The sequence below is a fragment of the Streptomyces uncialis genome, assembly GCF_036250755.1.
Taxonomy (GTDB): Bacteria; Actinomycetota; Actinomycetes; order Streptomycetales; family Streptomycetaceae; genus Streptomyces; species Streptomyces uncialis.
This window is the reverse complement of record NZ_CP109583.1, coordinates 3,734,989-3,747,972: the sequence shown is the minus strand read 5'-3', so window position 1 is coordinate 3,747,972 and position 12,984 is coordinate 3,734,989. Positions and strand designations below refer to the sequence as shown.

Annotated in this window: 9 protein-coding genes; 4 read left to right on the top strand and 5 right to left on the bottom strand. The window is 72.4% G+C overall.

The window, feature by feature from the left end; translation table 11 throughout:
• Positions 1-604: 604 nt before the first annotated feature.
• On the bottom strand, positions 605-3,775 hold the full coding sequence (locus OG711_RS15295) for a COR domain-containing protein (protein ID WP_329559509.1): 3,171 nt from the start codon (positions 3,773-3,775) through the stop codon (positions 605-607).
• A gap of 202 nt (positions 3,776-3,977) precedes the next feature.
• Between OG711_RS15295 and leuE the strand changes: the two genes are divergently transcribed.
• Entirely contained in the window at positions 3,978-4,643 is a 666-nt protein-coding gene (gene leuE, locus OG711_RS15290; RefSeq protein WP_073784065.1) for a leucine efflux protein LeuE, read from the top strand.
• Positions 4,644-4,717: 74 nt separating this feature from the next.
• Here leuE and OG711_RS15285 read toward each other — a convergent pair whose 3' ends face one another.
• Genes OG711_RS15285 through OG711_RS15270 form a run of 4 tightly spaced genes read right to left on the bottom strand, consistent with a single transcriptional unit; the run spans position 4,718 to position 8,807 of the window.
• Positions 4,718-5,176 (bottom strand): MarR family winged helix-turn-helix transcriptional regulator, encoded by a 459-nt coding sequence (locus tag OG711_RS15285; RefSeq protein ID WP_073784067.1) that lies wholly within the window; start codon positions 5,174-5,176, stop codon positions 4,718-4,720.
• A 33-nt stretch (positions 5,177-5,209) separates the two neighbouring features.
• A complete protein-coding gene (locus tag OG711_RS15280) occupies positions 5,210-6,403 on the bottom strand; it encodes an acyltransferase family protein (protein WP_329559508.1) in 1,194 nt (397 codons plus the stop codon).
• The gene (locus OG711_RS15275) at positions 6,400-7,833 is read right to left on the bottom strand and encodes a polysialyltransferase family glycosyltransferase (RefSeq protein ID WP_329559507.1); all 1,434 of its coding nucleotides are present in this window, start codon (positions 7,831-7,833) and stop codon (positions 6,400-6,402) included. Before OG711_RS15275 ends, OG711_RS15280 begins: the two co-directional genes overlap by 4 nt.
• Entirely contained in the window at positions 7,830-8,807 is a 978-nt protein-coding gene (locus tag OG711_RS15270) for a glycosyltransferase family 2 protein (RefSeq protein ID WP_329559506.1), read from the bottom strand. Before OG711_RS15270 ends, OG711_RS15275 begins: the two co-directional genes overlap by 4 nt.
• 198 nt (positions 8,808-9,005) lie before the next feature.
• Here OG711_RS15270 and OG711_RS15265 point away from each other — a divergent pair, with 198 nt between their 5' ends.
• The 3 genes from OG711_RS15265 to OG711_RS15255 all read left to right on the top strand — a co-directional run bounded on the left by OG711_RS15265 (position 9,006) and on the right by OG711_RS15255 (position 12,966).
• Complete coding sequence (locus OG711_RS15265) at positions 9,006-10,307, top strand: DUF6716 putative glycosyltransferase (protein WP_329559505.1); 1,302 nt, start codon at positions 9,006-9,008, stop codon at positions 10,305-10,307.
• A 344-nt stretch (positions 10,308-10,651) separates the two neighbouring features.
• A complete protein-coding gene (locus OG711_RS15260; protein WP_329559504.1) occupies positions 10,652-12,013 on the top strand; it encodes an acylneuraminate cytidylyltransferase in 1,362 nt (453 codons plus the stop codon).
• A gap of 11 nt (positions 12,014-12,024) precedes the next feature.
• Complete coding sequence (locus OG711_RS15255) at positions 12,025-12,966, top strand: N-acetylneuraminate synthase family protein (RefSeq protein WP_266508677.1); 942 nt, start codon at positions 12,025-12,027, stop codon at positions 12,964-12,966.
• Positions 12,967-12,984 lie beyond the last annotated feature (18 nt).

Genomic DNA, 12,984 nt, shown 5'->3' with positions numbered 1-12,984 from the left:
CCGTGCGCCCGTTCGCCCTTCCGGCCCGGCCGGTCCGCCGTACGGCCATCGCCTTCCGATCTACTGCCCCCGGCTGCTCACCAAGAGGCCTCGCATCCCCAACTGGTTGCGGGCGCAGGCGGTTTCGCGCCATGCGCCGAATGTTGACGGCGAGGGGGTCCACCGGGAGTCCGCGCACCCGGGGCCGGGCTCCGGATCGGCCACCGCGACCCCCCGGAGGTGCGGGAACGGCCCGCGCACCGGACTCCTGGCCGACGGCCGAACGGGGGTACGGGCCCACCGGACCGAAGGACCGCGCCCCGCACACCCGACCCGGGCGCCGGGAACCTCCCCGCACACCTGGGGGCGCCTACCCCTGAGGACACACGCGTCCGGTTCCACGGCATCCCGCCCCACCAGGTCTCCCACCCCGCCGACGGCCCCCACCCCGGCCGCCCCGCCGCTGCCACATCGCCCACCCGTCCCCGGGGAGCGGGGCACGCCCGGCGGCGGGCTTCCCCGAACCGCCTGGCAACGATGTCCTGAAGGCGTACGTCACCCGATGGCACACACGTACGGACCGGGACGAGCGCATCCGGGACCCGCCGCCCCTCACCCCGTTCCCTCACCCCGGGGCGCGCCGGCCCGCGTCACCGTCCCCCTCACCAGGGCCCAACTCGCCACCGCGCGAATGCCTTCCGTTCGCTTGCTCACCGGCCAGCTGATGGGGAAGCCGTACCGGGGTGGTGTACGGGACCGCGCGGGAGCCCTGCTCGTAGGTGCGGGCGTGGGCCGCGCAGAGCCAGTACGTGGGGCCCTCCGGGGTGGTGACCTTGCTCAGGCCGCCCCACTCCTCCGCCGGGTCGAGTTCCTTGAGGAGCGCGTGCATCCGGCGGTACTCCGCGTGGTCGGCGGCCCGGACCGCCGTACGGGACTCCCCGTCCGCGAACCGCCGCCCGGCTTCGCCCGGCGCCCCGTCCAGCAGCGCCTTCATCAGATCCATGTCGTCCTTCATCGCCTTGCTCAGCCCCTCCGACGCCACCCCGAGGGACGCGCCGAACACCGGGACGACGAACTTCAGCACCTGGAGCGTGCGGTGCACATACGGCAGGACCGTCTCCGTGAACTCCTTGCGCGCCGGGAGCTCGTACGGCTCCACACCCTCCAGGAGATGCCACTCCCCGGGCGCCTCGCAGCACAGATGGAGCTGGAACACCTCACCGGGCAGCAGCTTGCGGCCCGCGGCCCGTCGCGAGAGCCGCCGCACCCACACCAGGCTCGGGCACAGCACCTCCTGACGGCTCTGCTCGCGGCGCAGCGAATGCAGAAAGCCCCGCTGCTGCTCCGCGACCCGCGCGCTCAGCTCGGCATGCCGGCGGCGCCCTGCCACCTCCAGCGAGTCCACCTTGGACACAAGCTGCCGCAGCAGCTCCTCCGACCGTCTCCCGCCGGGCCGTTCGATGCCCTGGAGGAGATACGGCACCTCGACGTCCTCCAGATGCTCCGGGCACTCGATGCGCTCCCGGGGCGGGTCCATCGCCAGCCGGTTCACCAACTGCTCATGACGGAACTCGTGCCTGCACGCCCGCCCCTCGCCGTCCCGGGTGGGGCAGGGCACCAGCCGGGTGATGTCGAGCCCCGGATAGCGCTGGAGCGTCTGCTCGAACCCGTCCTTCAGCACCGCGAAGAAGTCCTGCGGATAGGGGCCGCGCACCCGCAGCTCCGCCGTCCTCGCGTGCCGGTCGACCGTGATCAGCGCGGCGTGCGCGCCGTCCGGGTGCCTCAGCAGCGCGCCGGAACGCCAGCGCAGCGGGGTCGAGAAGCGGTGCTCCCGTGCGATGAACCAGGTCGGGATGCCCGGCGGGACGGTGTGCAGCCGGTACCGCAGCCGCAGTTCGCGGGTCCCGGCCCCGCCGTGGGTGTCCCAGTCCTCCTGGAACGGCGGCGGGTTCCACGGAAGCAGCTCCACCACCAGGCTCGCCGTCCGGTCCTCCGTGCGGTACGAGAGGTCGAAGTTCTCCATCATCCGGACGAAATGGTGGCGCAGCGGACGCGGCGCGTCGCTCCACAGCGTGCTCCCGAACGTATGGCGGAACAGCCCGCCCTCGTTCAGCACCTCCTCGGAGTCCAGGACCCGGCTGATGTACCCGGTGAGCCACTGCGGGCGCAGCACCACCAGATCGCACAACTCCTCGTCGTCCGGGTAGTGCAGCAGGTCCCCGAGGCTGTGCAGGGCGGCGACCAGCGAGGACTGGTGCGAGGGCTCCCGTACGCCCGCCTCCGCGAGGAGTTCGCCGAGCTCCTCGGGGGCGGCGTGGTCGTCCGGGTGCGTGCGGACCGCCTCCGCCGCGCGCAGCCAGGTACGCGGCCAGGCCACCCCCATCAGCGGCAGCCGCGCGACCTCCTGGCGGACCCGCTCCAGGACCTCGGCCACGCCCCGCCCGCTCGCGCTGTCCGCGCTCAGACTGCCGGCGATCAGCCCCGGATACGTCTCCTGGAGCTCGCTCAGCGGGAGGTCCGGCGGGCGCGGGCCCAGATGCGTGGCCACCAGCAGGACCGGGGCGTGCGGGGCCCGTGCCTTGATCATGTCGAGCCAGTAGTGGAGCTTGCTGGCCTCCCAGCCGATCTGCGCGTCCCACAGGAGCAGGAACAGGGACCGGTCGGTGAGGAAGAACTGATGGGTGGCGTGGTAGATCTCCTGCCCGCCGAAGTCCCAGGTCGCCAGCCGCATGGTGACCGGCTCGGCGGGGTCCGGCGGATCGGGGTGCGCGAGGTCGAGCCCGCTGACGGTCAGCCCATGGGTGGTGCTCTCCTGCGGATCGTGCGCCTCGCCGCGCAGCGCCTTCAGCAGCGAGGTCTTCCCGACCCGCCCTTCCCCGACCACGACGACCTTGGACGCCCACTGCCGGACGGGGTCCTGGCCGAGGTCCCGCAGAAAGGTACGCACGGCGTTGGTCCCACCGGCGACCACTTCGGGCGGCGGGGTGGTCAGGGGGTTGCCCTCCAGACCCAGGACGGTCAGCCGTCGCAGTCGGCCCAGCGCGGTCGGAAGAGTGGTGAGGCGGTTTCCCCCTAGATGGAGCTCGATAAGCCGCTCCAGTGCGCCGATGCCGTCGGGCAACGAGGCGAGGGCATTGTTGTGGAGGGACAGGTACTCCAGACCGTGCAGCCGGGTGACACAGCCGGGTACCTCGGTGAGACGGTTCGCCTCCAGCGCCAGCAGTTTCAGGGAGGTGAGCCCGCCCAAGGAGTCCGGCAGGGACTCCAGGTCATTGCAGTCGAGGTACAACAACTCCAAGTCGGTCAGTTGGCTCAGTCCAGCGGGCAGACCGGTGAGGCAGTTGTCGTTGAGTGAAAGGTGATGCAAGTGCCGCAGATGGGCGATCCCGGCCGGGAGTTCGACGAGCCTGGTGCCGGCGAGGTACAGGGTGACGAGCGCGGTGAGATCCGTGACCTGTGCGGGCATGACGCCCAGCGGGTTCCCATCGAGGAACAGGTCGGTGAGCCCGGTGAGGCCGCCGATGGTCTCCGGGACCGTGGTGAGCCCGCAGTTCGCCAAGGAGAGGCTGGTGAGCTGCGACAGATCACCGAGCCAGTCGGGCAGTTCGACGAGATCGTTGTCGTCCAGCACCAGCGAGGTGACGTGGGACAGCTCTCGTATCGACTCCGGCAGCTCCGTCAGCCCGGCCTCGGACAGATCCAGGTCCGGATTCCCCGTCTCCCGGCTCTCCTGGATCAACTCCGACGCCAGGAAGTTCTCCTCGGCCGCCCGCCCGCTCCCCAAGGCCCTCGTCATACGTCCGCCCCCGCCCCGTGAACCCGCCCCCGGGGACCCGCACGCCCCCGCACCCACCAACCTAGGCGCACCCACTGACAACGCGTGGCCGTTCGGGTACGGAGCGGGACCCCGGACCCGCTTCGGAGGCGGACGGGATGTGTCCCACCCGACCCCCCGCGCCTCTGTCTGATTGTCGTAATTTCATGCGACACTCCGGCTCATGCTTGGTGTCACAGACCTTCCCACGTACCTCGTGGGCCTCGTCCTCATCATCCTGCTGCCGGGGCCGAACTCGCTGTACGTGCTGTCGGTCGCGGCACGGCAGGGGGTGCGGCGCGGGTATGTGGCGGCCGCCGGGGTCTGGGCCGGGGACATCGTGCTGATGGTCCTGGCCGCCGCGGGTGCCGCCTCGCTGCTCACGAGCAACGCCGTGCTGTTCGGGATCGTGAAGTTCGTGGGCGCCGGGTATCTCGCCTGGCTCGCGATCGGGCTGCTGCGGGCCGCGTGGACGATGTGGCGCGAGCGGGACGCCCGTACCGAGCGGGCGGACGCGGCCGACCCTGCGCAGGCGCCCGGGGCGTCCGCCGAGCGGCCGTTCCGCCGGGCGTTCGTGATCAGTGTGCTTAACCCGAAGGCGATCCTGTTCCTCATTTCCTTCTTCGTGCAGTTCGTGGACCCCGCGTACGCGTACCCCGCCGTGACGTTCGTCGTGCTCGGCACCTGTCTCCAGGTCGCGAGCGCGCTGTATCTGTCGGCGCTGATCTTCGGCGGTTCCCGGCTCGCCGCCGTCTTCCGCAGCCGCCGCAAGCTGTCCGCCGGGGCGACCACGCTGGCGGGCGCGCTGTTCCTCGGGTTCGCGGCGAAGCTGTCCACCGCCGGGGTGTAAGCGCCGGGTGCGGCGCCGGACCGGGTGCCGGGTACGGGTACGGGTACGGGGGCCGGGTGTCCGGCGCGGCCGGGTCAGTGGTGCCAGGCCTTGCCGTCCACGTTGTGGATCATGCGTTGCAGCACCTTCAGGGCCCGGACGAACTCCTCGTCCGTGACGCCGTCGTGGATGACCTCACGGCGCGCGGTCTGGGTCTTCACCGCCGCGGCCTTCAGGGCCTCCCCCTCGGGGGTGATGTGCAGCCGGTCGTGGTCGTCGGTGGTGACGAGGCCGCGGTGTACGAGGTTCCCGACCGCCTCCTCGATCGCCGGGTCGCCGACATCGAGGTAGCCGCCGAGGAACCGGGCGAGTTCCGCGAGTTCACGGCCCTGCGGTGACTCCGCGAGCTGGTTGAGGACCCACCACTGCGGCTGGGTCAGATCATGGGTGGCCAGACCCTCACGGATATAGGCCACCACGGCGTCGGACGCCGCCCGGCCCCAGTAACCGATGGGCTGGGTGGCGAGTTCTTCGTCGTTGTGCGAGTAGTCCATGCCGCGACCGTAGAACCTCCAGCAACCTTGAGGTCAAGGAGCCTGCCCGGCGCCCGTTCCCCGTACCCGTGCCCCCGAGGTCAGCGCGTTCCGCAGCCACGGGGTGGCCCTGTCCTCCACGAAGCGGTTGAGCAGCCACGCCAGTGCCAGCATCGCGGTGACCGTCAGCGGCAGGGTCGCGTACGCGGGGACGCCGAGGGTGCGGTGCAATGCGCCGATCACGACCCAGCCGAGGTGTTCATGGACCAGGTAGAACGGGTACGTCAGCGCCCCCGCGACCGTCAGCCAGCGCCAGTTGGCCCAGGAGAACCACCCCAGCGCGATCGCCGCGACCAGCGCGAACCCGGCCGTCACGATCAGTACGATCACCCCGGCGGAACGGTACGAGAAGAAGTCCGGGTCCGGGGCGTGCCACAGGTCGGCCACCGCGTGGTGCTGGCCGGTCAGCCAGCTCACCACGACGATGCCCCAGGCGGTCGCGTCCCGCCGGTCGCGGTGCACCAGATACAGACCGATACCGCCGATGAAGAAGGGCGCGTACTCCGGCATCAGCAGCGTCTTCAGGAACGGTTCCCCGGACGCCTGGGCCATCGCCGCCGCCAGCGTCCACACCGCGCAGAACAGCACGACCCGGTGCCGGGTCACCCCGGGCAGGACGACGGCCACCGCGAACAGCGCGTAGAAGCGGACCTCGGCCCACAGCGTCCAGCACACCCCGAGCACCCGGTCGACGCCGAGCGGCTGCTGGAGCAGGGTCAGGTTCAGCAGCGCGTCGCTCGGGGACACCGCCCGGTACACCACGGGCGGCAGCGCGAAGACGACGGTGACCAGCACGATCGCGGCCCAGTACGCGGGCATCAGCCGGGACACGCGGGACGCGAGGTACGCGCGCGGGGTGCGGCCCCAGCCGCTCATGCAGATCACGAACCCGCTGATCACGAAGAAGACCTGCACCCCGAGGCAGCCGTAGGCGAACCACTCGGACGCGGTGGGGAACTGGAGCCTCGGGGAGGTGCCCCAGGCCGTGGAGACCTCACCGTCACGGCCTCCGTAGTGGTAGGCGGCGACCATCAGCGCGGCGAGCAGCCGCAGTCCGTCCAGCGCCCGGAGCCGGGGGACCCGCGCGGGACGCGGCCCGGCCGGCTCCTTCACCTGCACCGCCCCTTTCACCGGCACCGCCCCCTCCACCGGCACCGGCCCGGGAGCGGTCCCGGTCGTGGCGCTCATCCGAGGGTGGCGCGCTTGACGGCCCGCGCGCGGCGGGCGACCCGGCGCACGGCCGCGCTGCGGGGGATGAAGGCGAACTGGGCCGGGAGCGCGCCCGGCAGCCCGAGCGCGGTGAGCCTGCGCCGCTTGAAGTAGCGCCGGGTCCGCTCGTCGAGGTGACGGCTCAGATACCGCTCGGCGTCGGCGCGGCGGCCGGGGTGCAGCTTCGGCTGCATCGCGTAACCGACGGCCGTCACCAGGTCGTTCAGCTCCGCGGTCCGCGCGGGGGAGCGGTCCATGGCCTGGGCCCGGACGGCGTCCTGGTCGTCGAGTTCCGGCAGCAGCGCGTCCACGAGGGTGACGGGGACCCGGTTGCTGTTCTGGTACGGGGCGAGCCGCTCCAGCAGGAGCTCCGTGCCCACCCGGGCGACCGGCAGACCGTGGAACGCGGACGCGGTGAGCAGCGCCGTCGAGAAGCAGCCGACCACGAGCGCGGGCCGGGTCCGCCGGTACAGCACCTCGGCGAGGACCGGGGTGTCCAGCACGGTCAGCCGCGCGCCGAGCGCTTCGGCCTCCTCCTCCAGCCTGCGCGACCGGTCGGCGGGCGCGGTGGGGTGCGGTTTGAAGACGATCCGGCGGTGCCCGAGCGCGACCGTGCCGCGCAGCATCCGTAGATGCAGGTCCTCCTCCTCGTCGGGGGTGAGGATCTCCAGCGCGGACAGGTACTGCCCGAGCAGCAGCGCGGGCGCGGGGCCGTCCGCCGGTTCCTGGCCGGGGCCGTCCGCGCTGCCCCTGCCGTCCGTGCCGTTCGTGCCGTCCTCGCCGTCCGGTCCGGCGAGGGCCTTCAGGACGCCGGGGCCGCCCGCGTCGTCCAGTTCGGCGAGCACCTTCAGGAAGGCGTCCGTCGGGACGATCTCCGCGGGCACGCCGTACTCGGTGAGCAGCAGGGGCACCAGGCCCGGTACCAGGTCCAGATGCAGCAGCCGGCGTACCCGGGTGCCGACCAGGGGGTCGATACGGTCGCGGGTGGGGCCGTAGCTCATCAGGCCGTCCGCGTAGACGTGCACGGGGGCTCCGGTGAAGATCCGGGTCACCGCGAGCGCCGGGTTGACCTGGAGGGACTCCACGACGAGTTCGACGTCGTCGTCCCCGAGGTCCCAGGCGAGGCGCAGATACCTCTCCCACAGCGGGAGGTCGTCCGCGCGCGGGGACCAGCCGCCCGGATGGAACGGGGCGATCGTCGCGTTCCACGAGACCACCGAGTCGAAGCGGTCGCGCAGCGGGCCGAAGCCGGGCGCCCCGTTGAGCGCGGGGGTGGTCTCGGGGACGGCCGCGTTGTTGCAGACCAGCAGGACATCGCGGTCCGCCGGGGCCAGCCGCCCCGCGTCGAGGGCGGCGGCGAGGGTGGCGGCGCCGTACAGGGTGGACGCCAGGAGGACTCGGGTGGTCACGCGGCGGCTCCCGGGGTCAGGGGGCGGCGGCGCAGTCGGCGCAGCCGGGTGGCGCGCTGGAGGTCCATCCCGTCCAGCGTGGCGCCGAGGACGTGCTGGGGCATCCGGCGCAGCGCGTCCGCGCTCATCGACTTCAGGGCGCGCGCCACCGGCGGTTCGAACTTGTCCAGCCGGCCGAGGTGATGGGAAATGATCGCGCAATAGGTGCGGACCGCTTTCGGGAGCAGTTTCTCCGCCTCCGGGTCCGCGGCGGTTTCCGCCACCACCTGGTCGAATGCCCGGATGAAGTCGAGTTGCCGTACATCGCCGATCTGGGTGAGCGAGGAGGCGACCCCGCGCCGGTAGAACACCCCGAGAAGTCCCGCTATCGCGAAGGATTCCGCTTCGCGGTGCAGCCGCCAGATCCAGGGCCGGTCCTCGGCGGTGCGCAGTCCGTCGGTGAAATGCAAGAGTCCGCCGTCCACGAGCCGCCGGTGGTAGATCCCGGCCCACGCGTACGGATAGTCCACCGGGGTCGACCGGTCGGCGGGCAGTATCACGTCCCGGGGCCGCAGCACCTCCCCGCGCCGCCCGTGGGGGACCCGCTGCACCGAGCGGGCGCGGCCGGTCGTCCGCACATGATCGGTCCGTACGAAGTCGCAGCCCAACGCCTCGATGTACGAGACGAGTTGTGCGTAGTAGCCGGGGGCGACCCAGTCGTCACCGTCGAGGAACGTGAGGTACGTGCCGCGCGACGCGTCGATCCCGGTGTTGCGGGCGGTGGCCAGACCTCCGTTCCGCTCGTGCCCGAGGACGACCGCGCCGGGCAGGTCCCGCGCGGCACGTTCCAGGACGTCGCGGGTCCCGTCCCGGGAACAGTCGTCCACCAGGAGGAATTCGAAGTCCTCGCGGGTGTTCGCCCGCAGACTCCGCAGGGTGTCGGGCGCGTATTGCCGCACGTTGTAGAACGGCACGATGACGGAGAGCTTGACCACCCGAGTGACGTTAGGCGCCGGTCCGGCATTCGTCTTGGCCCGGGAACGGATACCAGGTGAACGACGCGCGGCGGAACGGTGAACCGGACGCGTTCCTGTGCTTCCCGGCGGCCGATTCCCCGTTCGGCGGTGTGCTGTTAACCCTTTGTTGCGTTCCGGTTGGGCCGCGCATCGGAATTGCTTCCTAGCGTCTGCGATGTGCCTTCACGTACTCCGAAGTCCCCGCGGGTCGCCGTACTCGCCGATTCCGACACCCGATGGAAATGGGGCGCCCTCACCGCGGGCCGCCTCGTCCCCGGGGGCCGGCTCGACGGCTTCCTGCTGCGGGGCCGCGCCACGCCCACGGCCCGTCAGCTCCAGGAGGTGGGCGTCCCCGCGGACTCCCTCACCGAGGTCACCACCGCGGGGTTCCTGCGGACGATGGCCGAGGAACGGTACGACGTGGTGCTCCTCGCGCTCGTCGGCGGCGGGGTCCAGGCGATGCTGCACGGACTCGCGCACACCTGGCGCGGCGCCGGACGCCGCCCGGTCGTCGTCACCGGCTATGTCGGGGTGGTCTACGAGAAGCTGGCCGACGGACTCCTGCTGCGGCACGGCGCCGATCTCGTCCTCGCCAACTCCCGTCAGGACGCGGAACGGTTCCGCGCGGTGTACGAGGGCGTCGGCGCGGACGCCTCCGGGGTGGTCGAGGTCGCGCTGCCGTTCCTCGGCGGCGAACCGTACCGGGCGGCCGACCCCTACCGGGTGGTGTTCGCCGCGCAGCCCTCCGTACCGGGTGACCGGGCCGGCCGCGCGTACCTCCTGGAACGGCTGGTCCGGCACGCCCGGCGCCACCCGGACCGCGAGGTGCTGCTGAAGCTGCGCTCGCGCCCCGGTGAACACACCACGCACATCGAGGAGACCCCGTACCAGAAGCTCGCGCGACCGCTGCGGCTGCCGCCCAACCTGCGGCTGGTGTACGGGCACATGGGCGAGGTGCTGGACGGCGCTGACCTGCTGGTCACGGTGAGTTCCACGGCGGCGCTCGAAGCGTTGCACCGGCGGGTGCCGACGGCGGTGCTCACGGATCTCGGGGTGCGTGAGGCGCTGGGCAACCACCACTTCGTGGGGTCCGGCTGCCTGATGTCGTGGGACGCGCTCGACGCGGGGGCGGTGCCCGTCGCGGACCCCGGTTGGGTGGCACGGCAGGGGGTCGCGGCGGACGGCTCGTACGAGGCGGCGTACGACGCGGCGCGGGAGCGGATCGCGCGGCTGGGGGGCGGGGCGGGGCCCGGGGGGATCGCGCCCTATTACACGGCCGCGACCGCGCCCGGGTATCTGCCCGGGGTGCTGCGGCGGTACCACCTCGCGGTGGACGGGGCGGTGCTGCCCGGCGCGGCGCGGGTGTCCCCGGGGTCCGCCGGGCCGGTCCGGCGGGTCGTCCGGCGCGCCGCGCGGGGTGCCTACCGGCACGGGGTGCAGCGGGTCGCGCCCGCGATCCGTCGCATGGGGGAACTGTGAGCCCCCGGCGGGTCGCCTTCGCTTGCGCCGCTGGGGTTCCACACCTCGCCTTCGCTGGCGGGTCCGGGGTTCCACACCTCGGCGCACTTGTTCCTGTGCGGGTCGTTCGTGGGGGCGCAGTTCCCCGCGCCCCTGAGGTCTGTGCACCTGAGCGCACTTGTTCCTGTGCGGGCTGTCCGGGGGTGCGCAGTTCCCCGCGCCCCTTTGGGGCGCCCCTGGCCGCCGGTTCTCCGGCTGCGGAACCGCACTCCGGACGGGACCGCGCCGCACCACCGAGTACCCGCACGGGAACAAACGGGCCCGGCACCGGAAACGCATATGAGGACGACGAGGAGCACCGGACGATGACCGTGACAACAGCCCCCGCGCAGCGAACGCAGCGCACGCAGCGAAGGCCGCAGGTCGTCCTCGCCGTGATCCCGGCGCGGGGCGGCTCCAAGGGCGTCCCCGCCAAGAACCTCGCCCCGGTCGGCGGTATCCCCCTGGTCACCAGGGCCGTCCACGCCTGCCGCACGGCACCCCGCGTCACCCACGTCGTCGTCTCCACCGACGACCCGGCGATCGCCGCCGCCGCCCGTGCGGCCGACGCGGAGGTCGTCCTGCGCCCCGCCGCCCTCGCGGACGACACCGCGACCAGCGAGGCCGCGGTACTGCACGCGCTGGACGCCCATGAGTCCCGTCACGGACACCCCGTGGACGTGGTCGTGCTCGTCCAGTGCACCAGCCCCTTCCTCACCTCCGGGGACCTGGACGCGGTCGCCGCCGCCGTCACCGACGAGGGCGCCGACACCGCGGTGACCGTCGCCCCCTTCCACGGCTTCGTCTGGCGTGACAGCGACGGGGACGGCGGCAGCGACACCGCCTGGGACGGGTACGGCGTCAACCACGACAAGTCCGTCCGCCCGCGCCGCCAGGACCGGCCCCAGGACCTCCTGGAGACCGGCGCCGCCTACGCGATGACCGCCCCCGGCTTCCGCGCGCACCGCCACCGCTTCTTCGGCCGCACCCGACTCGTCCGCACCGACGCGTCCCGGGTCCTGGAGATCGACGACCCGCACGACCTCACCCGGGCCCGCGCCCTCGCGCCGCTCCTCGACGCGGACCGCCCCGCCGCCCTGCCGGGCCGCGCGGACATCGACGCGGTCGTCCTCGACTTCGACGGCACCCAGACCGACGACCGGGTGCTGATCGACGCCGACGGACGGGAGTTCGTCTCCGTCCACCGGGGGGACGGGCTCGGTGTCGCCGCCCTGCGCGAGGCCGGGCTGGCGCTGCTGATCCTCTCCTCGGAGCGCAACCCGGTCGTCGCGGCACGCGCCCGCAAGCTGGGGATCGCCGTCCTGCACGGCGTCGAACGCAAGGACCTCGCGCTCAAGCAGTGGTGCGACGAGCAGGGCATCGCCCCGCAGCGGGTGCTCTACGCGGGCAACGACGTCAACGACCTCCCGTGCTTCACCGTCGCCGGCTGGCCCGTGGCCGTCGCGAGCGCCCACGAGGTGGTGCGCGGCGCCGCACGCGCCGTCACCACCGCGCCCGGCGGCGCCGGAGCGGTCCGGGAGCTGGCCACCTGGCTCCTCGGCCCGTCCCTCGACCCCCACACCCCCCGGCACCCGCAGGGCCGCCGGGACTCCCCCGACCACCCCGTCCCGTCCGTACCCACCGACGTACAGACCCAAGTACCCACCCACGTACACACCGAAAGGTAAAGGAACCCCTCATGTCCCCGAACCCCTCCCGTCTGCGCACCCTCGGCTCCCGGACCGCGGGCCCCGGCCGGTCCGTCTACATCACCGGTGAGATCGGCATCAACCACAACGGCGACGTGGAGAACGCGCTCGCCCTCATCGACGCCGCCGCCGACGCCGGATGCGACGCCGTGAAGTTCCAGAAGCGCACCCCCGAGATCTGCACCCCCCGCGACCAGTGGAACATCGAACGCGACACCCCCTGGGGCCGGATGACCTACATCGACTACCGCCACCGCGTCGAGTTCGGTGAGGACGAGTACCGGACGATCGACGCCTACTGCAAGAAGCGCGGCATCGACTGGTTCGCCTCCCCGTGGGACACCGAGGCCGTCGCGTTCCTGGAGAGGTTCGACCTCCCCGCCCACAAGGTCGCCTCCGCGTCCCTCACCGACGACGAACTGCTGCGCGCCCTGCGCGCCACCGGGCGGACCGTGATCCTCTCCACCGGGATGTCCACGCCCAAGCAGATCCGGCACGCCGTCGAGGTGCTCGGCTCGGACAACATCCTGCTCTGCCACGCCACGTCCACCTACCCGGCCAAGGCCGACGAGCTGAACCTGCGCGTGATCAACACCCTCCAGCAGGAGTTCCCCAACGTCCCCATCGGCTACTCCGGCCATGAGACGGGCCTCCAGACCACCCTCGCGGCCGTCGCGCTCGGCGCCGTCTTCGTGGAACGGCACATCACCCTCGACCGGGCGATGTGGGGCTCCGACCAGGCCGCGTCCGTCGAGCCCCAGGGCCTCGCGCGGCTCGTCCGCGACATCCGCACCATAGAGTCCTCGCTCGGCGACGGCGTCAAGAAGGTGTACGACTCCGAGCTCGGCCCGATGCGCAAGCTGCGCCGGGTCCCCGGTGTCGTCGCCCAGGCGGAGATCGCCACCGCCGCGGGCGAGCCGGTCACGGTCTGACGGCCCCCGACCAGCGCC